Below are 26241 nucleotides of genomic sequence, written 5' to 3'. Positions count from 1 at the left end.
AGCATCACAATATATCCTCACCCGGTAAGCAACAAAACTAATAAAAATTAAAAACAAGTTGTAACCCACCCCGCTTTACTTCAATTTATATGATGAATAAATCACTGCGTTTAAATAATAATAAATGTGCATGTATTAGCGCAGATGAAATCTTACGCGCATCAGAGGATCTTTTTTTCGTGGCAAGTGCAAACAAACTCACTCTCTTCATCGTGATATTTATGCTGGCGGGCATTCTTTCCGGGGCGGCGATTCACGAATATGCCTCGCAGGAAGCGATTAAAGGCTGGTCGGAAAATATTACCCTCCTGACGGATATCTTCCTTCGGCTGATCAAGATGGTGATCGCCCCGCTGGTGTTTAGCACGCTGACGGTAGGGATTATGAAGCTTGGCGAAACCTCGACCATTGGCCGCGTCGGCGGCAAGGCGATGGTGTGGTTTATCAGCTCATCGGTACTGTCGATCCTGGTCGGGCTTTTTATCGTCACCCTTGAACAGCCGGGCAGCGGCCTGAACCTGACCATTCCAACGGAGTCCGTAGAGACCGGGCTTGCCGTGGGCGGCATGACGCTGAAGGGCTTTTTATCCCATACGATCCCCACCAGCATCGTAGGGGCAATGGCCGATAACGAGATCCTGCAAATCGTGGTGTTCTCGATGTTCTTCGGCATTGGCGGCGCATCGCTGGGCGAAAAGTTCAACGCGCCGCTCGTTGCCGCGCTCGACGTGGTGTCGCACATTATGCTGAAGGTGACCGGCTACGTGATGTACGTTGCGCCGCTGGCGATATTCGCCGCCATTTCGTCGGTTATCGCCACGCAGGGGCTGGGCATTCTGCTTAACTACGCCTCGTTTATTGGCGGATATTATGCGGCCATTATCCTCACCTGCCTGGTGCTGCTGGCGGTCGGCTACATGGTGCTGAAGCGCGAGATTTTCCGCCTGGTCAGCATGCTGAAAGATCCGGTGCTGGTCGCGTTTACCACCAGCAGTTCAGAAGCGGCCTACCCGAAAACGCTGGAGCAGCTCGTGCGCTTCGGCTGCTCGCGCAACATCGTGTCGTTCGTACTGCCGATCGGCTACTCCTTTAACCTGGTCGGTTCGATGGTGTACTGCTCGTTTGCCTCAATGTTCATCGCCCAGGCGTACAACATTCACCTGAGCTTTACCGAGGTGGCGGTACTGATGCTGACACTGATGCTGGCGTCTAAGGGGATCGCGGGCGTGCCGCGTTCGGCGCTGGTGGTGCTGGCGGCCACCATTCCGAGCTTTAATATTCCGGTGGCGGGCATTTTGCTGCTGATGGGTATCGATCATTTCCTCGACATGGGCCGCTCGGCGATTAACGTGCTGGGAAATGGGATTGCGACGGCGATGCTGGCGCAGAATGAGGGGCTGCTGGAGGAAGGCGCGGAGCTGGTGGAGCAGGAGGCGTAGACGCTTTAAGCGGGGTGCGGCCTGATGCCCTCACCCCGGCCCTCTCCCACAGGGAGAGGGAGAATGGGGAGCCCTCAGCCCACAGGGAGAGGGCGCAAACATTAAAAACGGCAACCCGGTTGCCGTTTTGCATTTACTTACGCGACGTGGCTCGCCGCGATATCCAGCAGCGCCATCTCGTCGCTGTTCAGCAGCTTCTCAATGTTCACCAGAATCAGCATGCGTTCGCCCAGCGCGCCAAGCCCCGTCAGGTACTCGGTCGACAGAGTGACCGCGAACTCCGGCGCGGGACGGATTTGATCGGCGGTCAGGGACAGCACGTCCGAAACGCCGTCAACCACAATTCCCACCACGCGCTGGCCCAGGTTGAGCACAATCACCACGGTATTATCGTTATAGTCGACGTCGCCCTGGCTGAACTTCACGCGCAGGTCAACGATAGGCACGATCACGCCGCGCAGGTTGGTGACGCCCTTGATAAAGGCCGGGGTGTTCGCAATGCGCGTTACCTGATCGTAACCGCGAATTTCCTGCACCTTTAGGATGTCGATTCCGTACTCTTCGTCACCCAAAGTAAAGACCAGGAACTCTTGTCCTGATGGCTCGCCCGCCAGCTTCGTTACGTTACTCATACCGGTCATGTTATTACCTTTTACTTAATCAGGCGGCGGTGCACGCCACACGTTGTTCACGATTTAATCCCTGCAGCGCCGAGACGTCCACGATCAGCGCGACGCTACCGTCACCGAGAATGGTCGCCGCAGAAATGCCCGGCACCTTGCGGTAGTTGCTTTCAAGGTTCTTGACCACCACCTGGTGCTGGCCAATCAGCTGGTCAACCAGCAGCGCGTAGCGGCGGCCCGCGCTTTGCAGGATCACCACGATGCCCTGGGTCGCTTCGGTTTTTGCCCCGTCCACTTCAAAGACTTTCCACAGCTCGACCAGCGGCAGGTATTCGCCGCGCACTTCGAGCACGCGCTCGCCGCCCGCCAGCGGATGCAGGTCTTCCTCGCGCGGCTGCAGCGATTCCATCACCGCGTTCAGCGGCAGAATGAAGACTTCGTCAGCAACCTTAACGGACATGCCGTCGAGGATCGCCAGCGTCAGCGGGAGCAGAATGCGAATGGTGGTGCCGGCGCCCTGCTTTGATTTGATCTCAACGTGGCCGCCCATCTCCTGGATGTTACGTTTCACCACGTCCATGCCCACGCCGCGCCCGGACACGTCGGTCACCTGCTCGGCGGTGGAGAAGCCCGGCGCGAAGATCAGCATGCCGACCTCTTCGTCGGTCATGTTTTCGTTGACCGCCATGCCCTGCGACATCGCCTTCGCCAGGATGCGCTCGCGGTTGAGGCCCGCGCCGTCGTCGGTCACTTCAATGCAGATATTTCCGCCCTGATGTTCCGCAGACAAAATCAGGTTGCCGACCGGGGATTTCCCGGCCGCCACGCGGTTTTCCGGCAGTTCAATACCGTGGTCGAGGCTGTTGCGCACGAGGTGCGTTAGCGGATCGATAATGCGCTCGATCAGGCTCTTATCCAGCTCGGTGGAGCTGCCCATCAGCGTTAGCTCAATCTGCTTGTTAAGCTTTCCGGCCAGATCGCGCACCAGGCGCGGGAAGCGGCTAAAGACGTACTCCATCGGCATCATGCGGATCGACATCACCGATTCCTGCAGGTCGCGGGCGTTACGCTGTAACTGGCCCATGCTGGTAATGAGATCGCCGTGGGTCACCGGGTCCAGCTCGTTGGAGCGCTGGGCCAGCATCGACTGGGTGATCACCAGCTCGCCGACCAGGTTAATCAGCTGGTCAACCTTCTCAACCGCCACGCGGATGCTGGTGGACTCGCTGGCGCGCGCCGCGGGCTTTTCGGCCCGAACGGGCGCGGGCGTCTCTTTCGGCACGGCCTTGAGCACCGGCGCGGCCGGCGCAGCGGCAGGCTCTTCCACCGCGACCGGCACCGCTTCACATACCGTTTCGGTTTCAAACGCGATCTGATCTGCTTCGATCACGAAGCACAGCACGGCCACGATGTCGTCTTCGCTAATCCCGTCGTCCAGCGTGGCGGCCAGGCTGTCTTTGCCCTTGACCACGTTGCTCAGCGTCGCAAGGTTGCCCAGCTCCTCTTCAAGCAGGCTGACCTCGCTCTCTTTCAGACGAGACAGCACCACGCGCAGCTTGCCCGCCTGCGCGGGGGCAGGCGCCGCGTCCTGAACGTCAACCTCGCCCACAACGCTCAGAGTGGCCGCCGGGACGGCCACTTCACCCTTGGCTTCCAGCGCAAGCTGGCGCAACGCGTTGCAGATGTATTCAAAGCTGGCTGCATCAGGCTCTGCCGAGCTTTTATAGGCGTCGAGCTGTTCCTGCATAATATCTTTGGTTTCCAAAAACAGGTTAATAATGTCGGTATTGAGCTGCATCTCACCGCGTCGTGCTTCATCAAGCAGGTTTTCCATCAGGTGCGTAGTTTCCTGCAGGACGGTAAATCCAAACGTCCCCGCGCCGCCCTTAATCGAATGCGCCGCGCGGAAAATGGCATTGAGCTGCTCGGAATCCGGCGCTTCGGGCACCAGGTCCAGCAGGTGTTGCTCCATATCGGCCAACAGTTCGTCGGCTTCATCAAAGAATGTCTGATAAAAATCGCTAATATCCATGCTCACGCTATCACCTCGAATTGGCTGGTGGCGATGTTGGAACGGCAGCCGAAGGCACGGCCCCAGGCTGTTTTAAATCGTCCAGTGACTCATTCTGACTTTCGGCGTTTTCGTGCAGGATGGCCTGCTCCGCCTGCTGGTTCAGCACTAATAGACTGATACGACGGTTGATGGCATCATCCGGCCCGCGGTCGGAGACACGCATAGTCGCCGCCATGCCGACCACGCGCAGAACCTTGCCATCATCAAGCCCACCCGCCACCAGCTCGCGACGCGAGGCGTTGGCGCGATCGGCAGAAAGCTCCCAGTTGCTGTAGCCCTTTTCACCGTTGGCGTACGGGAAGTCATCCGTGTGCCCGGAGAGGCTGATGCGGTTTGGAATGCCGTTCAGCACCGGCGCAATGCCGCGCAATATGTCGCGCATGTACGGCTCAACCTCCGCGCTGCCGGTTTTAAACATCGGGCGGTTCTGGCTATCGATAATCTGGATACGCAGCCCTTCCTGCACCAGATCAATCTTCAGGTGCGGGCGCAGCGCGCGCAGCTTCGGATCGGCCTCAATCAGCTGGTCCAGATCGCCGCGCAGCTTCTTCAGGCGCGCCTGTTCCATCCGCTTTTTCAGCTCGTCGATGTTGGGCTCTTTTTTCACCTCACCCTTCTGCTGGGTGTAGTCATCGCCGCCGCCGGGGATCGGGCTGTCGCTGTTGGAGATGCGCTGCCCGCCGGTCACCGCCGTCGCCAGCGGCGTTCTGAAATATTCCGCAATCTGGATAAGCTCCTTCGGGCTGGAGATGGAAATCAGCCACATCACCAGGAAGAAGGCCATCATGGCGGTCATAAAGTCGGCGTAGGCAATTTTCCAGGAGCCGTGCGCGCCGTGGCCGTGCCCCTTATGCTTGCGCTTTTTTACGATGACGATCGGATGGGACTGGTTTTTCATGCGTCCTCAGTGGTCGTCTGTTGGTTTGGATTTTTCACCGCGCGCACGTGTTCCTCCAGTTCGATAAACGAAGGACGCTCGCTGGAATAGAGGGTTTTACGACCAAACTCAACGGCAATCGGCGGTGCATAGCCGTTCAGGTTTGAGAGCAGCGTGATCTTCACGCACTGCATCATCTTGGTGGTTTCCGCGCTTTTCTGGCGCAGAACGCTGGCCAGCGGAGAGATAAAACCGTAGGCCAGCAAAATGCCGAGGAACGTCCCCACCATCGCGTGGGCAATCAGCGCGCCCAGCTCTGCCGCCGGGCGATCCGCCGAGGCCAGGGCGTGAACGACCCCCATCACCGCCGCCACGATGCCGAACGCCGGGAGCGAGTCACCCACCAGCGCAAGGCTGTTGGCCGGCACTTCGGATTCGCTTTCGTGAGTTTCAATCTCTTCATCCATCAGCGCTTCGATTTCGAAGGTGTTCATATTGCCGCTGATGATGAGGCGCAGGTAGTCAACGATAAAGTCGAGCATCATGGCATCCGCAAGAATGCGCGGATAGCTGGCGAAAATTTCGCTCTCTTTGGGGTTCTCAATGTCTCGCTCCAGCGAGAACATTCCCTGCTGACGCGACTTCGCCATCAGGCGATAGAGCAGCGCCAGCAGATCCATATACATGCTTTTGGTGTATTTCGAACGGCGGAACAGCAACGGAATTGCTTTCAGCGTGCCCTTGATCGATTTACCGTTATTGCCAACGATAAATGCCCCTACCCCTGCGCCGCCGATGATAATAAGTTCAGCCGGTTGATAGAGTGCTCCAAGGTGCCCGCCGGTCATCATGTAACCGCCGAAAACTGTACCGAGAACTACCAGGTAACCTAATAAGATAAGCACGACATCATCCTTCCGCTAGTGACTAAGGCAGGACGTTCAGGCCGACGCGTTTCCCGGTTTGCAGGGTAAAAAAAAGCAGCGGTAATCGCTTACCGCTGCTGGAATCTTGCCCACGCGTTCGGGTTAAACAGCTTGTTCGATCTGTTCATCCAGCAGTTGTGGAATAATATCGGCAGCATCCCGGGAAAGTTTACGTCTTTTTACTGCACGGGATGGAGGCTGGCATAAACTACAGGCGAAGCTGCCAGCAGGCTGATGAGCATGGGTAATAAAATTGCCGTCACAGCTGTTGCAGCGCGACAATTCAAGCATCCCACTTTCAACAAAACGCACCAGCGTCCATGCGCGGGTTAGCGCCAGCAGAGGGCCTTCTTCCTGCTGTGGGCATTGCTCAAGGTAAAGTTTGTAGGCTTTGATCACGGCATCAACGCCGCTGCACAATCCCGTTTTCAGCAGATACTGCCAGGCGTTACAGAACATCGACGCATGAATATTCTGCTCCCACGTCATGAACCAGTCGGTTGAAAACGGCAGCATGCCTTTTGGCGGAGGGCTGCCCCGCAGTTCTTTATACAGCTTAATGAGACGGCCACGGCTCAGCTGCGTCTCACTTTCCAGCATTTGCAAACGCGCACCCAGGGTGATGAGCTCCATCGCCAGCTGGATGTCTCTTGCTTCCTGAACAATGCTTTTTTCGCTCATGATTAAGCCCTTTTTTTCCGGGCTGCGTCATCAGGCTGGCTTATCTCACTAAGCAGGCGAGTCGAGAGCAGAATGCCGGTATGGATCTGTTGAAGATCGTCAACGCGGGATTCCTGGGTCAAACGCGTGATGGTCTGGGCATTATCAAAGCGGAACTGGCAAACGAGTTGATTGGTTTCAGCCAGTTTTACCATTTGTGGGAGTGTTAATCCGCCAAGCATGGTTGCCATTTCTTCGTTAATGCCGAGACGAAACATCGCGGACGCCTTGTCCTGACTTATCAAACGCTGCGCGAGCAGTAAATATGACAAGTTGATGTCATAAATATGTTTTAGCAACTCGGATGTATGCATTTTTCCCATCCCGAATAACCAACTATTATTTTTATGCGGAAAGACCGCACCCCGTGATGTCGCCGGGAAATCACCCGGTATAAAAAAGAAAAGGCCAAATGCATAGTTGAATTAAGATTTGTATGCAGCAAAACGCGCAACGGTCGACACGCAGGTGTGACGCTTACACGCTTTATCATTTCTTACAAATAACTAAGATTTTTCCTAATTCGCCGCAAACTCTACTCGTCAGTTTTGACACATACAATGCAGCCCTCCCTGAATTTTAAAAAAAATGTGATCTCCGTCACATAATTATGGAGAATATATCCAATTAATCCATCAGCGCGACTTGTTGTTTGGTTATTTTGCATACAATCTGGCGCAGTATATATTCTGACAGGCCGAATACTCATGCATAGGCATGAAGAAAAGCGGCACGGGAATTGCCGGCTGGGTTCACAGATTGGCAGAGGGGCTTTAAAGACGAAACGGCTGAAAAGGCAGGTTTTAACCGTGTTAAAAAACAGAGAGTTATCATATTAACCCTGCAACATACTCCCGCATCGTGATCATTCCATTTGCGTTAATAACGCGTTAAAATCAATTAGTGATTGTGACCAAGATTCGTGAGATTTGCGTTAAGTTGTTAATGTTTGTGATTCAGACAAACTTTTGCATTATTCCTCTTATAAGAATAATTAATGAATAATTATGATAAGCTTCACACTAATGTCGCATTGCCCTCTTGCAGAAGCCGATAATTCGCGGTAAAGCTGAAAAAACGTTGTCACGACGACATCTCAGGAGCGCGCGATGAGCTACGCCCATGTTCTTGTTTCAGTTGCCCTTTCCCCCGAAAGCCACCAGCTCGTTGCCCGAGCGGTATCTGTCGCCGGTCCAACCAACGCCCGCATCAGCCTGATCACACTGGCCGCCGAACCGGAAATGTATAATCAGATGGCTGCGCCGATGCTGGAAGATATTCGTGGCGTTTTGCAGGAGGAAACCCAGCAGTTTTTGCGCGAACTCGTCGAACGCGCAAATTATCCTATTCACCAGACGGTCATCGCGACCGGGGAATTAAGCGAGCATATTCTCGATATGTGTCACAAACAGAATATTGATCTGGTTATTTGCGGGAATCATAACCAGAGCTTCTTTTCGCGCGCGGCCTGTTCGGCAAAATCAATCGTTGCGTCAAGCAAAGTCGACGTACTGCTGGTTCCGCTCGGGGGCAAATAATGCCCCCGTGGCAAATCACGCCAGTTTAGGGAAGGTCGCGATCTTTTTTTGCAGCTGATGCTCGCTGCTTTGCGGAGAAATGTCCCGCAGATCGCGTATAAACCGCGCCTGCCAGTGGTTGATGTCGTTCTTACGCAGGGTGTCCATCATTTCCGCGTGGCGCGAGATGCGTTCCGTCAGCGGCATGGTTAGCGCACGGTTGAGCGCGTTAGCCACGTCATCGCTGTCGTAAGGGTTTACGATCAGCGCCGACGTCAGTTCATTTGCCGCACCGGCAAACTGTGACAGCACCAGCACGCCGGGGTCGGCAGGATCTTGTGCTGCAACATACTCTTTTGCCACCAGATTCATCCCGTCGCGCAGGGGCGTTACCAGCCCCACGTCCGCATAGCGATATACCTTCATCAGGATCTTACGTTCGAAGTGCTGGTTCAGATAGAACAGCGGCGTCCAGCCGAGCTGGCCGTAGCGGCCGTTGATGCGCCCGGCTTCCGTTTCCAGCTGATGGCGGATGTCCTGATACGCCTGCACTTCCCCGCGGGAGGTTGGCGCGATTTGCGTATAGCGGATTTTACCGTGGTGCTGAGGGTATTTATCCAGCAGCGTTTCATAAGCCAGAAAACGCTCCGGCAGGCCTTTGGAATAGTCCAGCCGCTCGACCGAGAAGATATTCTGCACGTGCTTAAGCTCGTTCTTGAGCTGCGCCAGCTTCGGCGGTAGCGGACCCGAGGCCTGCTCGGCGATCTCGTCCGGCTCGATGCCGATCGGGTAGACCTCGGTGTGGAACGATTTGCCCCATGCGGTATGCGTTTTACCGCCGTTCGTCACCAGGCGCGTCTTGCCCGAAATGCTGTCGAGGAAGGCCAGGCGGTCGTTTTCCGTCTGGAAGCCCAGCAGATCGTAATCCGCCATCGCCTCAAGCAGCTCCTCGTGCGGCGGCAGCGCGGTGAAGATCTCCGGCGTTGGGAACGGAATATGCAGGAAGAACCCGATGCGGTTATTCACGCCGCGCTTTCTGAGCTCTTTGGCAAACGGCAGCAGGTGATAATCGTGGATCCATAAAATATCGTCTTCCTTGAGCAGCGGCAGCAGTTTATCCGCCAGCAGCGCATTCACGCGCATATACCCTTCAAACGATTCACGCTGAAACTTAACCAAATCCAGACGGTAATGGAATGCAGGCCACAGGACGGCGTTCGAGAAGTCGCTGTAATAATCCTTGTGATCCTTCTCGTTCAGGGCAAAGGAAGCCCAGGTGATATTGTCCTGCGTTACCCGATCGAGGGGTTTATCATCTTCACTGATCTCACCGTTCCAGCCAAACCACAGGCCCCCTGCGGCTTTTAAGGCACCCAATACCCCAACCGCCAGGCCACCCGCGCTGGCTTTTTTATCGTCCGGCGGTGCGATGCGGTTAGAGACGACGACTAAGCGACCCATAATGATTTCTCCCGTTGTGTTGCGCTATTTGTTGTTGTTGCTGGTTAGCGACGTTATCTATCCACTGCCAGACGCCGGCAACGCTGTCCAGACGCCATTTGGCAGCCGTGTCTCCAGGCCCAATCTTGACGGCGATCCCTCCGGCCTGGTTGACGACCCTAAAGCCGGCCTCATCGGTGAGATCGTCACCAAAGAAGACCGGCGTTCTGCCCTTAAACGGCTCTTCAGCCATAAATGCGCCGATGGCGGCGCCTTTGTTGATCCCTTCCGGCTTGATCTCTACCACGCATTTACCCGGCTGGAGCGCCAGCTCCGGGTGCGCATCGGCCAGGCTTCTGGCGAGGGCAACGATCGCCGCCTCGTGGTGAGGCGCCTGGCGATAGTGCAACGCAAACGCCATGCCTTTGGCCTCCAGCTCGGTGCCGGGAAGCGCGTCGAGTGCCGATGAAAGATGCGCGTGCAGCGCCGAAATCAAGGCGTCGGGGAGTGAAACAATATGCAGTTGATCATGGATATCGCGGCGCTCCGCTCCGTGCACACCGGCCAGCGGAAAGTGGTATGGACTGGCGAGCACGTCCAGCTCGGCCATTGAGCGCCCTGAAATCAATGCCAGTGCTCCCGCGTTCATCAGCGAGAGCTGATGCAAATTCTCCAGAACAGCATCCGGTATCACGACGTCATCCGGATGGGGTTTAATCCCGGCGAGCGTGCCGTCGAGGTCAAAAAAATAGGCATAGTTTCCGGTTGGTACAGGCGGTGCGGTTAACAGGTCAGCCACCCTTTTCCTCCTTACTGGTTTAGGGACGGGTAAAAATCTTTACCCCCTTCATAGCCATGTAAGTATAGACAGTGTGACGGCGCTCGCCATTTGGCAACCGCCCCGCCGGGGAAACTGGCGGGGCGGCAGGAGGCTCAGCCAGGATTAATAGTTGAGCATAAATCGAACGGGGAAATGCTCAGACGGTACGCTTCGCTTTTTGCTTGTAACGGTCGAATATCACCGCCGCCAGCAGGATCAGGCCACGCACGACGTACTGCGAGAACGGCGAAATATTCAGCAGGTTCATGGCGTTCTCCACGGTCCCCAGAATCAGGATACCGGCCACCACATATGAGATTTTTCCGATGCCGCCTTTCAGAGAAACCCCACCCAGCACGCAGGCTGAAATGACGATCAGCTCGTATCCGATGGAGGTCATCGGCTGGCCGCTGGTCATGCGCGAGGCCAGAATAATCCCCGCGGCGGCGGAGACCAGCCCGGAAAGCACAAAGATGATGATCTTGGTGCGCACGACGGGAACGCCCGCCAGGCGCGCCGCCTCCTCGTTGCCGCCGATGGCCAGGGTGTTGCGGCCGAACGTGGTGCGGTTAAGCAGGAAGCCAAACACGATCAGGCAGGCCACCGTCAGCCAAATCGGCGCGGGCAGGCCCAGCCAGTTGGCGTACCCGAGGGTGAAGAAGCGCTCGTCTTCAATCCCCACCGCTTTACCGTCAGAGATAATGTAGGCCAGCCCGCGCACGATTTGCATCGTCGCAAGCGTGGTGATCAGGGCGTTAATCTTCAGGCGGGCAATGACGAAGCCGTTTACCAGGCCGCTTAGCACGCCCAGCATCAGCCCCGCAAAGACGCCAATCCACAGGCTTTCGGTCATGTTGATGACCACCGCGGCGGTCACGCCCGCGCAGGCAATCACCGAGGCCACGGAGAGGTCGAAATCACCGGAGGCCAGGCAGAACAGCATGCCGCACGCCACCATCCCGGACATTGAGATAGCCAGCCCCAGGCCCTTCATGTTGATGAAGGTGGCAAAGTTCGGTACGAAAATCGCGCAGGCGAGGAACAGCACCGCAAACACCACCAGCATGCCGTAGTGATCCCAGATGCGCCCAAGGCTGAAGGCCGACTTCGGCGTACCGGTTGTAGTAACAGAGGACATCATTAGCTCCTTACTCAGGCGACAGCCTGGCTGACTTTAGGCATGGCGAGACTCAAGGCCCGCTGTTCATTCGCCTGCTCATGCAGTAACTCCCCGGCGATTTCGCCTTCGCGCATCACCACGATGCGGTCGGCCACGCCAAGCACCTCAGGCAGATCGCTGGAGGCGAACAACACCGCCACGCCGCGCTTTGCCAGTTCATATATCACGTTGTAGATTTCGTGCTTCGCCCCAACGTCAATCCCGCGCGTCGGCTCGTCGAGCAAAATCACCTTCATCTCTTCCGACAGCCAGCGGCCGAGGATCGCCTTCTGCTGGTTGCCGCCGGAAAGGTTCATGATCAGCTGCTCCGCGCCCGGCGTTTTGATATTGAGCGAGCGGATATGGCGGTCGGCATTGCTCTCCTCCCAGCCGTCGTTAATCAGGCAGCCCGCGCGGATGTTTTTGCGCCGCGCCGAAATGTTGATGTTGTCCCGCACCGAGTGGACCGGGATGATGCCGTCGGCTTTCCTGTCCTCCGGGCAGAGCATCATCCCCGCGCGGATGGCGTGGGCGGGCTTCTGGATATCCACCGCCTCGCCGTCGATAAACACCTGCCCGCCGGTGATGCGCGTGCCGCCGAACAGCCCTTTCATCAGCTCGCTGCGCCCGGCGCCCACCAGGCCGAAAAGGCCGACGATTTCGCCGCTGCGCACCGTCAGGCTCACCGGCATGCGCACCCCAGCCGCTTTGACCTGCTCCAGGCGCAGCCGCTCGCCGCCGTACTCGCGCGGCTGCCAGTGGTAAATGTCGCCCAGCTCGCGCCCCACCATCGCCTGCACCAGCACGTCGTGGTTGACCTGCGCCATGTCGTCGAAGGTGCGCACGTAGCGCCCGTCCTTAAAGACCGTGATCGCGTCGCTGAGGGCAAAAATCTCCTCCATGCGGTGCGAAACATAGAGGATCACGCGGCCCTCTTTGCGCAGCTCGCGGATCACGCGGAACAGGTTTTCAATCTCCCGCGCCGACAGCGAGCTGGTCGGCTCGTCAAAGGCGATGACCTTGGCGTTGCGCGCCAGCGCCTTGGCGATCTCGACCATCTGCCACTGGCCGATGGAAAGGTACTTCAGCGGCGTTTGCGGATCGATGTCCAGGCCCAGATGCTGCAGCTGCAGCCCCGCTTCGTAGTTGAGCAGCGAGCGGTTGACCAGCCCGCCCCGGTGGGGAAGCTGGCCTAGGTAGATGTTCTCGGCGACGGTCATCTCCGGGATCAGATGCAGCTCCTGATAGATGATCGCCACCCCGGCGTTCAGCGCCTCGGTGGTATTGGCAAACGCCAGCTCTTCACCGCGGAGCGCGATCGCGCCGGTGGTCGGCGCATAGTTACCGCTGAGGATTTTGAGCAGCGTGGATTTTCCCGCACCGTTTTCCCCCATCAGGGCGTGAACCTGACCGGCATAGCAGTCAAAGCTGATATCGGTCAGCGCGTTAACGCCGGGGAACGTCTTGCCGATGCCGCGAAACGAAAGATACGGATCAGACTGTTGCATAACGTCTCCGTGAGTCGTGTTGTGTGAACGTCTGGCCCCTCACGGCGCGCGAGGGGCGCAATCACGGCGTATTACTTACCGCCCAGTCCTTTTTTCGCTAGCTCTTCCTTGAAGTTGTCGCGGGTGATCAGCACCACGTCGGTCACTTCGGTGAATTTCGGCGGTTCTGCTCCTTTGGTAACCCAGTTGTAGAGCATTTCGCTGGACTTATAGCCGTGCACGTCCGGGCTTGGCAGCAGCGAGCCGAAGAAGCCGGTGGCCTGCGCTTTGGAAAGCTCGCTCACCGCATCGACGCCGTTAATGCCGATACCGATCACGTCAGGCGCCTTAAAGCCCTGTCCTTCCGTTGCGCGCACGCCGCCCAGCACGGTGTTGTCGTTCATGCCGACCACCAGCCAGTGTTTGACTTCCGGATGCTGAACCAGCATGGAGTTAGCGGCATCGAATGCGCCCGGGATATCGTTAGATTTGGTAGGCACTTTGTAGATCTGTTTTTCCGGGAACCCGGCCGCCTTCAGGGCCTCCATCGAGCCGGAGGTGCGGCGGCGCGCGGTGTCGAGCTCATCGGCAGTAATCGCCATGACGCCGGTCTCTTTCACGTCCCACCCGCGCTTTTGCATCTCCTTATAGAGTTCTTGCCCCTGACGCTCGCCGATTTTGGTCGCCGCCATCATGACCAGCGGGACCGTATCCATCGGCTTGCCCTTAGCGTTCACGAACTGGTCGTCAACGGCGATAACCTTCATATCGTAACCGCGCGCTTTCGCCATAATGGCGGAGCCCAGTTTCGGATCGGGCGTACAGATGACGAACCCTTTCGCGCCGCTGGCCGCCAGGCTGTCGATGGCGTTCAGCGTTTTTTCCCCGTCAGGCACGGCGATTTTGATGACGTCAAACCCCAGGTCTTTCCCGGCCTTATCGGCAAATTTCCATTCGGTCTGGAACCAGGGCTCTTCAGGCTGCTTGACCAAAAAGCCCAGCTTTAAATTTTCGGCGATAGCGGATTGTGACATAACGGCGGCGAGGCCAATGGCCGCCAGCGCTTTAGTGAATTTGTGCATGGTTAACTCCAGCTTTAGCGTTTTAATCTGTAGGGAATATCAGCGTGTTTCTTATTTAATCGGACGTAAAACAAGGCATTAGCGCTTAACGGGTGATAAGCGTGAGTGCTGGGATAGTTTTAGCGGGAAATTAATCATCCATAAGAGAGCGGCATCACACCGCAGAATTACAGTAATTGCGTACATAAATTCAGCGGAAAAAGACATAAAAAAGGCCGCTTTTGTCCTACAAATAGCAGTGGGTTAAGCAGAATTATCCATAAGATCAGCCCGGACGTCCCTGTTCGCCGGACGCCTTAGCGCCCGGCAGGGAAATTACCAGGGGTAATAGATGTGATCCGCGTGGTCGCGTACGGGCGTTTCGTCCCCCAGCAGCCGCGCGGCGAGCGTCAGCGCAAAGTCGAAGGCGTGCCCCAGACCTTTGCCGCTGATCAGGTTTTTATCCCCAACGACCGGTGCATCAACGTACTGCCCGTCATCGACGGATTGCCACAGGTCGCCCGAGCAGACGTAGCGCCGCCCCTTCAGCAGGCCGTTACCGCCGAGCACGCGCGCTGCCGCGGAGCAGATCGGGCAAATGAGCTTTCCACTTTCATCGTGCGCGGCCACGAAGCGTATGACCTCCCGACTGGCTGCAAGATTTTGGCTCCCCTGCGGCCCGCCGGGCAGTACAACGGCGTCATAGCGCGTTGCCATTCGCTCGGATAACGTGCTGTCGGCCACCATCGGGATGTTGTGGTAGCTCACCACAGCGCGCGAGTCGGCGCAGGCCAGCGTTTCGACGTCAATCTGCAAACGGCGCAGTATATCAATCGTGATAATGGCTTCCGCCTCTTCGAAACCAGGAGCGAGCAGTACGGCCACTTTCTTCATTTTCAACCTCAATAATTCAGCAATTAAAACAATGTTTCATTTTATTATCATGCGTCTACACATTCTCCCGTGACGATCACACTTCACTGAATAAGAGGCAAAATGATCTGTATCAATTTTCGCCCTGCATAATATATTTTCAACGATTAGTCTGAATTGCTTTTTTGATTCAGAATTTTCGCTATGCCGCAAACTGCCGCGTCAATCAAACCTGCCAACGCAAGACTATATATACAATAAAATCAATATTTTAATTAATTGATAATTTCTCAGATAATGTTGAAATTTTCAACTATATTAAACATTGTAATGTACGGTAAACACAGCCTACTTAAGAGTTTTCTTAGACCTATGATGAAGGTATGCTTATTTATAGTGCACACGGGAAGTGAATTAAGGTCATGTATTTTTCAGCAGCAAAACCCTTTATGTAATCAGGTCACGTGCGGCTCTGGACGTTAATCTCCCCCTCAGGGTTGACTAGCTTTTCACCGGCCTCACGCTCTATAAGGATATTTGTATGGCTACTCAAACGATGATTCAAAAATTGAACGCCCAGATGAACCTGGAGTTCTACGCTTCAAATTTGCACCTGTCGCTGAGCAAGTGGTGTTCCGAAAATAGCCTGTTGGGTACGGCAACTTTCTTTCGTACCCAGGCGCAAAATAACGTGACGCACATGATGCGCGTTTTCAACTTTATGAAAAACGCCGGGGGTAACCCCATTGTGAAAGCGCTCGACGCGATGGACGATGATTACGATTCCCTGGAAGCATTGTTCCAGAAAACGCTGGAGGAGCACGAGCAGCGCCGCCTTACCCTCAGCAGCCTGGCGGCAGAGGCAAAGGCGCAGCACGACAGCACCACGCTGAATTTCCTGCGCGACATGGATAAAGAGCAACGCCTGGACGGCGCGCTGCTTAAGACGCTTGCTGAAGAAATTCGCAGCGCAAAACGCGCGGGAATTTGTCAGGAGCAGACCGATCGCCATCTTCTTGAGATTGCAACCGAGCAGCAGCACTGATCCACGCCGTCTGTCGCCCGCTCTCCCGATATGCGGGCGACAGCCTCCCGGTTAATCTGATTCTCCCTCCCCTATCTGCCAGCAACCCCCTGCTTTTATTCAGTTTTAACAAATCAGATCTCGCTCCCAATGAATAACCCTACATCGTGTAATGATTTGCATAATTTCATTATCATCGACGAGGGAGCATCATGATCACCATTGAGTTTATTGTTATTATCCTCTGCCTGCTGGTGGGAACCCGGTTTGGCGGCATGGGGCTTGGGCTGATAAGCGGCATCGGCCTGTTTATCCTGACGTTCGCGTTTGGCTTACAGCCGGGTAAACCGCCGGTCGACGTGATGTTGACTATTCTCGCCGTCATTGGCTGCGCGGCCACGCTGCAAACCGCCGGCGGCCTGAACGTGATGATGCAGTTTGCCGAGCGCCTGCTGCGTAAACATCCCCAGCACATCACCCTTCTCGCGCCGTTTACCACCTGGACGCTAACCTTTCTCTGCGGCACCGGGCACGTGGTGTACACCATGTTTCCCATCATCGCCGACATCGCGCTGAAAAAAGGCATCCGCCCCGAGCGCCCCATGGCCGTGGCCTCCGTTGCGTCGCAAATGGCCATCACCGCCTCTCCCGTTTCGGTCGCCGTGGTCTCGCTGGTGTCCATTCTGGCCGCTCAGCACGGCATCGGCCAGGGCTGGGGAATTCTTGAAATTCTGGCGGTGTCCGTACCGGCCTCGCTGTTTGGCGTGGCGATCGCCGCACTCTGGAGCCTGCGTCGCGGCAAAGACCTGGCGGACGACGCCGAGTTCCAGCAAAAGCTCACCGATCCGAAGCAGCGGGAGTTTATCTACGGCGGTACGGAAACCCTGATGAATCAGCGGTTCCCTAAGCAGGCCTACTGGTCAACCTGGATTTTCTTCGCCGGGATCGCGGTGGTTGTGCTGCTGGGCGCGCTGCCCGACCTGCGTCCGGCCTTCGAGGTGAAGGGCAAAATGACCGCCCTGTCGATGAACCTCGTCATCCAGATGATGATGCTGATTGCCGGTGCGGTCATGCTGATCGCCTGTAAGGTAAACGCGGCAGCGATCTCCAGCGGCGCGGTGTTTAAGGCCGGCATGGTGGCGATTTTCTCGGTGTTTGGCGTGGCGTGGATGAGCGATACGTTTTTCCAGGCGCACCTGGACGAGCTGAAAATGGCGCTGGAAGGCGTGGTAAAAAGCCATCCCTGGACCTACGCCATCGTGCTGTTTCTGGTGTCCAAGCTGGTGAACAGCCAGGCGGCGGCGCTGACGGCCGTCGCGCCGATGGGGCTGATGCTGGGGGTTGAGCCGAAGATGCTGATCGCCTTCTTCCCCGCGTCCTACGGGTACTTTGTGCTGCCAACCTATCCCAGCGACCTGGCCTGCATTGGCTTCGACCGTTCAGGAACGACCCGCATCGGCAAGTTTATCATCAACCATAGCTTTATCCTGCCGGGGCTGATTGGCGTGAGCTGCGCCTGCGCGGCGAGCTACCTGCTGGTGCAGACCTTCTTCTGATGCAGCCGAAGGGCGACATCGCGGTCGCCCTACGTCATGGCCTAGTGGGACTCGCCCTGCGGCGTGAAGCGCAGCTCAATCAGCGCAATGGCCTTCTGGATCGCACGGAGCGTAACCGGATCGGCCGCCGCGGGATGGCTGGCGAAATCGATGTTTTTCAGCTGCGTGGACATCTTTTCACGCACTTCGACCGGGGCGATAACGTCAAGGACGTCGAGGATTTGCTTAATGACCAGCTGGCATGCAACGACGTCAGACACCAGCTCCTGATCGGCGCTCAGGTTTTGCGACATGGGGGTTCTCCTTTTTCAAAGGCGGTCATAGTAGCAAAACGCGCGCCCCGACATCTCCCCCGAGCGAGGCGCAGAGACAAAAAAACCTGCCGAAGCAGGTTTTTTTCATCAAAACATCGCGCCCGGCGGAACGTCTTTGAAGGTTTTGCAGTAGTTCGCCCACATGCTTTTCAGGATTTTGCGCAATTTCATGATGGTGCTCCGGTAACGTGGTGTGCAGGTATTATTGTCAATGCGCTTATAATATGACCATCATCACAAAAATCAATCTTTTTGTGACACACATCACACTTATGGATAGGTTACGGCGGAGTGGAGTGACTACGAGGGGGTATATGCCGAACGGCGCAGCGCCGCCCGGCGGGGATCGGTTAGCCAACGATGCCGCGCACGAACGCGTCGATCGCTTTATCCTGGCAGTTTTCAAAGAAGCACTGCTGGAAGCGCTGGCCGGAGACCGCGGTCTTCACCAGTTCAGGATCGATGGCGCGCAGCGTGTCCAGATAGTTCTCTTTCACGACGGCCGCTTTGACCTGGTTAAGAATACCGGCGTTGCGCACCTGAGGTTCTTTACGCTCCGGCGGGTAGCCTTCGCCGTTGCGGCCGGTGAACGCTTTTTCAAAGATAAAGCGCACGTTCAGCTCCGCTCCCCAGCCAAAGCCTTTGGCAAACGGCAGCGAGAGCGCGTTGCCGTTGTTGATCTGGGCAAACAGGAACGCATCGGCCGGATCGATACAGTAGCCGCAGATGACGCCCGGATGGATATTCAGAGACATCAGCGCCCCCTGCCCGGTGCCGCACCCGGTCACGACAAAGTCCACGGCCTTTGAGTTCAGCAGAATGCTCGCCATAATGCCCAGATGGATGTAGGTCAGATGATGATCGTTCTCGTCGCTCATGCCCACGTTATAAACCGGTAAACCTTTTTCATCCGCGACGGTTCTGAGCTCGTTAAGGACGATCGCATTTTTGGCTGCCTGGCTGTTTTCCATCATCAGTGCAATTTTCATTCGTTTCTCCTGAATGCGTGGCGGGAGATCCCGCTTTGGATACCTTTTCGCCTTCACCTTACTATCATCCAAACAAGCTTTCAAATTAGATGAAAATATGTTTTAAAAAATTAAGATAGGCTCACAGTTTCCCGAGCCGTCGCCCGCGCAAACGTTAATATAAAGTAAAAAAATCGCTACTCCCGGCAGCCGCACTTAGCTAGACTTCATCTCAAGACAATAATGCCACATGGGGATACCTGTGAATCTGCGACGCGGGAAGCCACGCACCGTCTCACTGTTTTTTATCTTCTCCTTATTCTGGGCACTGTGCCCTTTCACTCATGCCGCAAAGCCAAATGAGCCGGTTCCCGTCTGGATTTATGATGCCAATGATTTCGAATCCTGGCGCACGCCGCAGGGCGAGCTGCGCGGCTTCTATCCGGACCTGGTCAATGCCATTAATCAGAAACTCGGTACGCGCCTTGAGCTGAAGCCGCTTTCGGGCAGCGATATCGGACAGCGCTTTGCCCGCGACGACTACGGCATCTACGCGGGCGTATTGAGAACGGAGAAACGCGCCAGAACGAAGATCCTTTCCGCGCGCCTGTTTGATAATGAAGTGGTCGCGGCAAGCCCGTCGATGACGGTCACCAGCGTGGAGCAGCTCAACCACGCGCGCGTGCTGTTTCGCCGGGACGACGCCACGCTCGAAGGCGTGCAGCAGCGCTACCCCAATCTCACCTTCCGCTCGCTGAGGCTCGTCTCTTCGAGCGATGAGGCGTTTAAGCTGCTTGCCGATCGCGAGGCGGATTTTTACATTAACGATGCCTCAGAGATGGAGAACACCCAGCGCTATTACCTCATCTCCCGCCCCTTCCCGGAGCTGCGCATACCTGTCGTGCTAGGCTTTAGCCCCGAGCTGCTCCCCCTGCGCGAGAAAATTAATACCTTTATCGCCGAATGGCACCGCAGCGGAGAGCTGCAAAAGTCCCTCGACGAGAGCAGACGGAACTATCTGCTGAGCCGCATCGTCATTTCGCCGACGGAAAAGCGCTGGATCGCCACCCATCGGCTGAGCGTCACGCTGCCGAAAAACGAAAACTTTGCGCCGCTGATCTGGAAGGACCGCCAGGGCTATCACGGAACGGCCATTGACCTGATTAACGACATGCGCGACCTGCTGGGCCTGACGGTCGACGTCCACTACGTTGATAATTACACCCGCGCGCTCCGCGGCGAGGCCTGGCCGGTGCGCCTGGTGGACATCGCCGAAAGCACCAGCCCGGAGCATGCCGCCGGGCGCATCGGCCCGGACGTTGCCTGGCACAACGCCTATTACAACCGCATCGGTCAGCCTTTCCTGTGGGATGAAGAGAGCGTGCGCAACCAGCGCGTCGGCGTGCTGGAAGGATCGTTTTCCGCCGCCTACCTGCGCCAGCGGTTTGGCAACGACGCAACCGTCGTGACGCGCCGCAGCGTCGACGCGCTTATCGATGCCATAGAAAACAATAAAATTGATTACATTCTCGGCGACCTCAGCTCCCTTGAGTCATCGCTGCGGGGAAACGAGCTGTTCCGCGGCGTGCTGAAAGTGGCAGGCGTGACGCGAACGGAATTTGTCATTGGCCCATGGGTACAGCCGGATCACCCGCTGTTTAGCCTGCTGTCGCAAATCCATCGCCTCTCTGAATTCAGAACCCAAATTGAACGCCGGGAGGAGCAAAGCGCCTTCCCGGAACTCACCCGCAACACGCTGAAGGTCATCAGCGTGATGTTGCTGATAACGGTGCTGTTCAGCCTCGGCATGCTGTTAATGATGCGCCGCCATATCAGGCAGAACCGCATCGTGAACCGCAACATGGTTCAGGCGCTGGAAAAGGTTAACCGCGCTCACGATGACGAAACCGGAAGCCACATTCAGCGGGTGGCGCAGTACTGCGGCCTGATGGCGCGCGAGCTGGGCCTTTCGCGCAGGATGATTCGGGATATCGAACATTTCGCCTCCCTTCACGACGTGGGTAAAATTGCCGTCCCGGACCGCATACTGCGCAAGCAAGGCCCGCTCACGGCAGAAGAGTTTGAGGAAATGAAGCTCCACACCCTCAAGGGCTGGCGCATCATCCAGGGGCTTGGGCTGGGCGCGATAGCCGAGAATATCATTCACTTCCACCATGAAAAATGGGACGGCAGCGGTTATCCGCAGGGGTTACGCGGTGAACAGATCCCGCTTGAGGCGCGGATACTGGCGCTGGCGGACGTCTATGACGCGCTCCGGCAAAAGCGGGTGTATAAACCGAGCTTTACGCACGAGCGCGCCTGCGAGCTGATACTCGAAGGTGCCGGACGGCATTTCGACCCGCAGCTGATCGCCCTGTTCCGCCAGCACCACCTGCGGTTCAAAGCCATTTTTGACAGCATGGCCGATTAACCCGCCCCGTTAAAAAGAGAGAGGGCAGATTGTCCGGCTATTCCTGCCATTGTGCCGGACGTCTGCAGGTACGATAGGGTATCTTCATTCACCAATGAGCGACATATGAACAAATTATTCGTTGCCGGTGCCCTCCTGCTGCTCGCGGGATGCAGCGTGACCCGCCAGGCTGAGGTAAGCAATAAGGATGCGCCAAACGGCATCGTTCGCCTCGACTACGGCCAGGCCATGCTGCAAAACGCCCGATACGATGAGTATGTGACGAACGGCACCGCGGCTAAAGCCTGTCAAAGCATGGGGTATGCCACCGCGTCCGCCTACGGACAGCCCATCACCACCTGCAGCCTGACCAGCGGCTCCGTGTGCCTGAACGACACCGTCACCATTCAGTACAAATGCTCGGGCTATGCCGTTAACCCTGCCGCCAGCAATCCGTGGTATTAATAAACGCTGCCAGCTCACGCTGGCGGTTATGCTTATTAAGAACGGAAGTAATTCGCATTAATAAATAAGACACCTCGTTAATGCGTTTTATTCCCATTCGTATTTTTAATAAAAAACTATTTATTTTACTTTTTGCAAATAATTAAATAACAAATTATAGTGTCGCCCATCGTCATTCAGAAATAATAAAACGGAGCGGCACCATGTTGAAAAATGAAATGATCGACAAGCTTAATGCGCAAATGAACCTTGAGCTATTTTCCTCTCTGCTCTATCAGCAGATGAGCGCGTGGTGCAGCTTCCACAGCTTTGAAGGCGCCGCCGCGTTTTTGCGCCGCCACGCGCAGGAAGAGATGACGCACATGCAGCGCCTGTTTGATTATCTTACGGATACCGGCAGCCTGCCGCGCATCGAAACGGTCCAGTCTCCCTTCGCGGAGTATGCGTCTCTGGACGAGCTGTTCCGCGCGACCTACGAGCACGAGCAGCTAATTACCCAGAAAATTAACGAGCTGGTTCACGCCGCGATGACCAGCCAGGATTATCCTACCTTTAATTTCCTGCAGTGGTATGTTGCCGAGCAGCATGAAGAAGAGAAGCTGTTTAAATCCGTGCTGGATAAACTCTCTCTGGCGGGCAAATCCGGCGAAGGTCTTTACTTTATCGATAAAGAACTGGCAACGCTCGATACGCAGAATTAATAATAAAAACGGTGCTGTTCTTTCAGCACCGTTTTTATTTATGCGGCCACATTTTCTTTTTCGCGTTGAATCCTCTTCTCCCGCAGTAATTTCTCCTTCACCGCCCGCTCTTTAGATCCAGCTCAACACTGTAATTTTATCGTTACACGCCTTGTAACGCTGATTTGACGAGTGTGCACTTTTCCCTTACTCTGCGCCGCAGAATTGGTCGCGATACGGCACCGTTGTAGAGGAAAGCGTGAAAAACAGAACTCTGGGAAGTATTTTTATCGTTGCGGGTACGACGATTGGCGCAGGAATGCTGGCGATGCCGCTGGCGGCGGCAGGCGTTGGGTTTAGCGTGACATTACTGCTGCTGGGCGGCCTGTGGGCGCTGATGTGCTACACCGCCCTGCTGCTGCTTGAGGTTTACCAGCACGTTCCGGCCGATACCGGGCTCGGCTCGCTTGCTGCGCGCTACCTCGGGCGCTACGGGCAGTGGATCGCGGGCTTTAGCATGATGTTCCTGATGTACGCGCTGACCGCGGCCTACATCAGCGGCGCCGGCGAGCTGATTGCCTCCAGCATTAACGACGGGTTCGGTACTGACCTCACGCCCACAGCGGGGGCCATTTTCTTTGCCCTCATCGGCGGCGGCGTGGTCTGCGTCGGCACGTCGCTGGTCGATCTGTTCAACCGCTTCCTGTTCAGCGCCAAGATCGTTTTCCTTGTCGTGATGCTGGCCCTTCTCGCGCCGCACGTGCACAAGGTCAACCTGCTGACGATGCCGCTTGAAAAAGGGCTGGCGCTTTCCGCCATCCCGGTGATTTTCACCTCGTTTGGCTTCCACGGCAGCGTGCCGAGCATCGTCAGCTATATGAATGGCGATACCCGCAAGCTGCGCCGCGTGTTCGTTATCGGCAGCGCGATCCCGCTGATTGCCTATATCTTCTGGCAGCTGGTGACGCTGGGCAGCATTGACTCCTCAACCTTTGTTGGGCTAATGGCGGAGCACTCCGGGCTGAACGGTTTCCTGGTGGCGCTGCGCAACGTGGTGACCTCGTCTCACGTTGAGCTGGCGGTGCATCTGTTTGCCGACCTGGCGCTGGCCACCTCCTTCCTCGGCGTGGCGCTCGGCCTGTTTGATTATCTGGCCGACCTTTTCCAGCGCCGCAACACCGTTGCCGGACGTTTACAGACCGGGGCGATCACCTTCCTGCCGCCGCTGGCCTTTGCGCTGTTTTATCCGCGCGGGTTTGTGATGGCGCTGGGGTATGCGGGCGTGGCGCTCTCCGTGCTGGCCCTGCTGCTGCCGTCGCTACTGGCGTGGAAAAGCCGCCAGCAGCATCCTGAGCAAGGCTATCGCGTAGCGGGAGGCAAACCGCTGCTGTGCATCGTGTTCGCCTGCGGCGTGGCGATTATTCTGGTGCAGTTCCTGATCGCAGCGGGGCTGCTGCCGGAAGTGGGGTAAGAATACGGGGCGCATCATGCGCCCCGTATTTTTTCAGTGCAAACAACAGCTCTTAAACTTCTTCCCACTCCCGCAGGGACAGGGATCGTTACGTCCGACCTTCGTGCCGTTAACGATCGGCTTTTGCGCCTCGGGCTGCTGCGGATTCTCAACCCAGTAGTTGTACAGGCGAAGCGCCGCTGGCTGAATGCGTTCAATGCTGGCGGTGTACTCCTCTTCGGTCAGCTCGTCCAGCGTCTCGCTGTACTCTTCCGACCCGTGCAGCGCAATCGCGTCAAGATCCGCCTTCAGCGCGTCCGGCAGTGCGGACCAGTCGGTCAGCGCAACGCCGCGCATGTAGCCGTAGCACCACTCTTCCACCACCGTAAAGCTCTGTCCGTCCACGTCGTTAAAGCCAAACATCGGCTCAAACTGATCCGGGTACTCGCTCAGACGCTCGGCGATATCGTTCATATGCTTGAAGCAGAGATCGATAAAACGGTTCATCTCACGATCGTTTTTCCAGCGCGGGATGTGCTTTTCGCCGCCCCAAACGGCAACCAGCCAGGTATCCGGCTCAACCACGCGCGGACCTGATAGCACTGCGGTAAGCATGCCGTCGAGCTCGGACACGTCAATCACGGACGCATCGTCATGGCCGTAGGACATCAGCGTGTCTTCCAGCCATGCCATTTCGCTTTCATTTAATGGGCCTTCCGTCATTGCTGTCACTCCTGATAAAAAAGGAAACGATCCTGACACAGTTCATCCCGCATGCCTATCTGAAGTTTAGGCCTTTATTGCTGCATAAATGTGCAAATCGTGACGCTTGCACAACTTATGGGCATCGTTGTTAACGAGATGTGATCTCCGCTGTAATTTCACGCTCTCCCGCAGGGCGGCGCTAAACGGCGCTCTATACTCAACGTGTCGCAACCCGCTCTCTGCGGTTGGCCCTTCTGGCAACATTCTTGCTTATTGTTTTACGTGCCGACATGCACAAGGAAACCTCGCCGTAATAAGCAGGCTGATATTTGTGTCCCGCTCACTTGGTGCATTTTGTTCTTGCTTTTGTTTTTGGATTGACGACGCCGTCAGGCGCTCGGGTATAGACCGTGGTGCAAAAACCTCTTTGCTAAGGAACAACATAATGTCGCTGAAATTTATCAGAACTCCTCTCTCTCTCGTGCTGGCAGGCTGTCTGGTGACGGCGTTTTCCGCCCGGGCCGATATTGTTATAGGCGTTGCCGGACCGTTCACCGGGCCGAATGCCACCTATGGCGATCAGTACTGGCACGGGGCAACGCAGGCCGCGGAGGACATTAACGCGGCGGGCGGGATCAACGGCGAGAAAATTAAGCTGGTTCAGGGCGATGACGCCTGTGAACCTAAACAGGCCGTGGCCGTCGCTAACCGCCTTGTCGACCAGGACAAGGTGAAGGCCGTCGTGGGCCACTTCTGCTCCTCTTCCACCATGCCCGCCTCGGAGGTGTATAGCGATGCGGGGATCCTTGCCATCACTCCGGGCTCGACTAACCCGCTCATTACCGAACGCGGCATGAGCGATATGTTCCGCATGTGCGGGCGCGACGACCAGCAGGGCCAGGTCGCCAGCGATTTTATTATCGACAAGCTGAAGGCCAAACGCGTGGTCATCATCCACGATAAAGACACCTACGGACAGGGGCTGGCAGACGCCACCAAGGCCGCGCTGGCCAAGCGCGGCGTGCAGGACGTGATGTACGAAGGGCTATCGCGCGGCGAGAAAGATTTTAACGCCCTGGTCACCAAAATCGGCGCGCAAAAGCCGGACGTGGTCTTCTTCGGCGGCTGCCATCCGGAGGCCGGCCCGCTGGTGCGCCAGATGCGTGAGCAGGGCCTGCAGGCGAAGTTCTTCTCCGGCGACTGTATCGTCAACGAAGAGATGGTAACCGCCGCCGGAGGTCCGCAGTACACCAACGGCATCTACATGACCTTTGGTAAAGATCCGCGCCTGATCCCGGACGGCAAAGCCGTTATCGAAAAATTCCGCGCGGGCAAGTTCGAGCCTGAAGGCTACACGCTTTACTCCTACGCCTCTATTCAGGCGATCGCCGCCGCGTTCAAGGCCACAAAGGGGACGGACTCCGCCAAGGCCAGCGAGTGGCTGAAGGCCAATCCCGTCGAGACCGTGATGGGCAAAAAGGCGTGGGACAGCAAGGGCGATCTGAAGGTCTCTGACTACGTGGTGTACCAGTGGGACGATAAAGGAAAGTATAAGGAAGTGCCGTAACGGGACGGAGTCACGCTCAGCGTCGACGGGCTCGCCCGCCGGCGCGTAATAAACAGCAGCCCGCGCGCAACGCGCGGCATATAACA

The 26241-nt window shown here is 56.5% G+C and carries 25 protein-coding genes; 9 read left to right on the top strand and 16 right to left on the bottom strand.

Going from position 1 to position 26241, the window contains the following annotated elements:
- Positions 1–179: 179 nt before the first annotated feature.
- On the top strand, positions 180–1439 hold the full coding sequence (locus tag DBY73_RS08300; protein ID WP_112010695.1) for a dicarboxylate/amino acid:cation symporter: 1260 nt from the start codon (positions 180–182) through the stop codon (positions 1437–1439).
- Between the two features lie 137 nt (positions 1440–1576).
- Here DBY73_RS08300 and cheW read toward each other — a convergent pair whose 3' ends face one another.
- From cheW to flhD, 6 genes are all read right to left on the bottom strand, one after another.
- Positions 1577–2080: a chemotaxis protein CheW gene (cheW, locus tag DBY73_RS08295; RefSeq protein WP_112010694.1), complete on the bottom strand. Its 504-nt coding sequence runs from the start codon at positions 2078–2080 to the stop codon at positions 1577–1579.
- Between the two features lie 19 nt (positions 2081–2099).
- On the bottom strand, positions 2100–4100 hold the full coding sequence (cheA, locus tag DBY73_RS08290; RefSeq protein ID WP_112010693.1) for a chemotaxis protein CheA: 2001 nt from the start codon (positions 4098–4100) through the stop codon (positions 2100–2102).
- A gap of 4 nt (positions 4101–4104) precedes the next feature.
- The gene (motB, locus tag DBY73_RS08285) at positions 4105–5034 is read right to left on the bottom strand and encodes a flagellar motor protein MotB (protein WP_112010692.1); all 930 of its coding nucleotides are present in this window, start codon (positions 5032–5034) and stop codon (positions 4105–4107) included.
- Positions 5031–5918 carry a flagellar motor stator protein MotA gene (motA, locus tag DBY73_RS08280; RefSeq protein ID WP_008500417.1) on the bottom strand — a complete coding sequence of 296 codons (888 nt, stop codon included), beginning with the start codon at positions 5916–5918 and terminating at the stop codon, positions 5031–5033. The genes motB and motA overlap by 4 nt, the downstream gene beginning before the upstream one ends.
- A gap of 123 nt (positions 5919–6041) precedes the next feature.
- A complete protein-coding gene (gene flhC, locus DBY73_RS08275; RefSeq protein ID WP_112010691.1) occupies positions 6042–6620 on the bottom strand; it encodes a flagellar transcriptional regulator FlhC in 579 nt (192 codons plus the stop codon).
- A gap of 2 nt (positions 6621–6622) precedes the next feature.
- The gene (gene flhD / locus DBY73_RS08270) at positions 6623–6973 is read right to left on the bottom strand and encodes a flagellar transcriptional regulator FlhD (protein ID WP_181573207.1); all 351 of its coding nucleotides are present in this window, start codon (positions 6971–6973) and stop codon (positions 6623–6625) included.
- A 795-nt stretch (positions 6974–7768) separates the two neighbouring features.
- Here flhD and uspC point away from each other — a divergent pair.
- On the top strand, positions 7769–8197 hold the full coding sequence (uspC, locus tag DBY73_RS08265) for a universal stress protein UspC (RefSeq protein ID WP_112010689.1): 429 nt from the start codon (positions 7769–7771) through the stop codon (positions 8195–8197).
- A gap of 15 nt (positions 8198–8212) precedes the next feature.
- Here the strand turns inward: uspC and otsA are convergent, their stop codons facing one another.
- The 6 genes from otsA to DBY73_RS08230 all read right to left on the bottom strand — a co-directional run bounded on the left by otsA (position 8213) and on the right by DBY73_RS08230 (position 15037).
- Positions 8213–9637 (bottom strand): alpha,alpha-trehalose-phosphate synthase, encoded by a 1425-nt coding sequence (gene otsA, locus DBY73_RS08260; protein ID WP_112010688.1) that lies wholly within the window; start codon positions 9635–9637, stop codon positions 8213–8215.
- Positions 9612–10415, bottom strand: coding sequence for a trehalose-phosphatase (gene otsB, locus DBY73_RS08255; protein WP_112010687.1), 804 nt, complete (start codon positions 10413–10415; stop codon positions 9612–9614). The genes otsA and otsB overlap by 26 nt, the downstream gene beginning before the upstream one ends.
- A gap of 178 nt (positions 10416–10593) precedes the next feature.
- Positions 10594–11574, bottom strand: a complete 981-nt coding sequence (gene araH / locus DBY73_RS08250) for an L-arabinose ABC transporter permease AraH (RefSeq protein ID WP_112010686.1) — start codon at positions 11572–11574, stop codon at positions 10594–10596.
- 14 nt (positions 11575–11588) lie between these two features.
- Positions 11589–13103 (bottom strand): L-arabinose ABC transporter ATP-binding protein AraG, encoded by a 1515-nt coding sequence (araG, locus tag DBY73_RS08245; RefSeq protein ID WP_112010685.1) that lies wholly within the window; start codon positions 13101–13103, stop codon positions 11589–11591.
- A gap of 71 nt (positions 13104–13174) precedes the next feature.
- Positions 13175–14164: an arabinose ABC transporter substrate-binding protein AraF gene (gene araF / locus DBY73_RS08240; RefSeq protein WP_112010684.1), complete on the bottom strand. Its 990-nt coding sequence runs from the start codon at positions 14162–14164 to the stop codon at positions 13175–13177.
- Between the two features lie 315 nt (positions 14165–14479).
- The gene (locus DBY73_RS08230; RefSeq protein WP_112010683.1) at positions 14480–15037 is read right to left on the bottom strand and encodes a DJ-1 family glyoxalase III; all 558 of its coding nucleotides are present in this window, start codon (positions 15035–15037) and stop codon (positions 14480–14482) included.
- A 520-nt stretch (positions 15038–15557) separates the two neighbouring features.
- On the opposite strand from DBY73_RS08230, the gene DBY73_RS08225 reads away from it, so the two are divergent.
- Both DBY73_RS08225 and DBY73_RS08220 read left to right on the top strand, forming a co-directional pair.
- Positions 15558–16061: a non-heme ferritin-like protein gene (locus DBY73_RS08225; RefSeq protein ID WP_112010682.1), complete on the top strand. Its 504-nt coding sequence runs from the start codon at positions 15558–15560 to the stop codon at positions 16059–16061.
- A 191-nt stretch (positions 16062–16252) separates the two neighbouring features.
- On the top strand, positions 16253–17596 hold the full coding sequence (locus DBY73_RS08220; protein WP_112010681.1) for an anaerobic C4-dicarboxylate transporter: 1344 nt from the start codon (positions 16253–16255) through the stop codon (positions 17594–17596).
- A gap of 41 nt (positions 17597–17637) precedes the next feature.
- On the opposite strand, the gene DBY73_RS08215 is transcribed toward DBY73_RS08220, so the two are convergent.
- The 3 genes from DBY73_RS08215 to DBY73_RS08205 all read right to left on the bottom strand — a co-directional run bounded on the left by DBY73_RS08215 (position 17638) and on the right by DBY73_RS08205 (position 18899).
- Positions 17638–17889, bottom strand: coding sequence for a DUF2766 family protein (locus tag DBY73_RS08215; RefSeq protein WP_008500405.1), 252 nt, complete (start codon positions 17887–17889; stop codon positions 17638–17640).
- A gap of 108 nt (positions 17890–17997) precedes the next feature.
- Complete coding sequence (azuC, locus tag DBY73_RS08210; RefSeq protein ID WP_112010680.1) at positions 17998–18081, bottom strand: stress response protein AzuC; 84 nt, start codon at positions 18079–18081, stop codon at positions 17998–18000.
- Between the two features lie 179 nt (positions 18082–18260).
- Positions 18261–18899, bottom strand: a complete 639-nt coding sequence (locus DBY73_RS08205; protein WP_112010679.1) for an RpiB/LacA/LacB family sugar-phosphate isomerase — start codon at positions 18897–18899, stop codon at positions 18261–18263.
- Positions 18900–19140: 241 nt separating this feature from the next.
- Between DBY73_RS08205 and DBY73_RS08200 the strand changes: the two genes are divergently transcribed.
- The 4 genes from DBY73_RS08200 to tyrP all read left to right on the top strand — a co-directional run bounded on the left by DBY73_RS08200 (position 19141) and on the right by tyrP (position 23904).
- Complete coding sequence (locus DBY73_RS08200) at positions 19141–21309, top strand: HD domain-containing phosphohydrolase (RefSeq protein ID WP_258458404.1); 2169 nt, start codon at positions 19141–19143, stop codon at positions 21307–21309.
- Between the two features lie 105 nt (positions 21310–21414).
- Positions 21415–21753, top strand: a complete 339-nt coding sequence (gene yecR / locus DBY73_RS08195; RefSeq protein WP_112010677.1) for a YecR family lipoprotein — start codon at positions 21415–21417, stop codon at positions 21751–21753.
- A gap of 203 nt (positions 21754–21956) precedes the next feature.
- Positions 21957–22454, top strand: a complete 498-nt coding sequence (ftnA, locus tag DBY73_RS08190; protein WP_112010676.1) for a non-heme ferritin — start codon at positions 21957–21959, stop codon at positions 22452–22454.
- A 298-nt stretch (positions 22455–22752) separates the two neighbouring features.
- Entirely contained in the window at positions 22753–23904 is a 1152-nt protein-coding gene (gene tyrP, locus DBY73_RS08185) for a tyrosine transporter TyrP (protein WP_349254574.1), read from the top strand.
- 33 nt (positions 23905–23937) lie between these two features.
- Here tyrP and DBY73_RS08180 read toward each other — a convergent pair whose 3' ends face one another.
- On the bottom strand, positions 23938–24606 hold the full coding sequence (locus tag DBY73_RS08180; protein WP_112010674.1) for a YecA family protein: 669 nt from the start codon (positions 24604–24606) through the stop codon (positions 23938–23940).
- Between the two features lie 427 nt (positions 24607–25033).
- Between DBY73_RS08180 and DBY73_RS08175 the strand changes: the two genes are divergently transcribed.
- Positions 25034–26155: a branched-chain amino acid ABC transporter substrate-binding protein gene (locus tag DBY73_RS08175; protein ID WP_112010673.1), complete on the top strand. Its 1122-nt coding sequence runs from the start codon at positions 25034–25036 to the stop codon at positions 26153–26155.
- Positions 26156–26241: the final 86 nt, after the last annotated feature.

The sequence above is a fragment of the Enterobacter sp. RIT418 genome (assembly GCF_003057745.1).
In the GTDB taxonomy this organism is placed as follows: domain Bacteria; phylum Pseudomonadota; class Gammaproteobacteria; order Enterobacterales; family Enterobacteriaceae; genus Enterobacter.
This window is presented reverse-complemented; position numbering and strand designations above follow the sequence as displayed.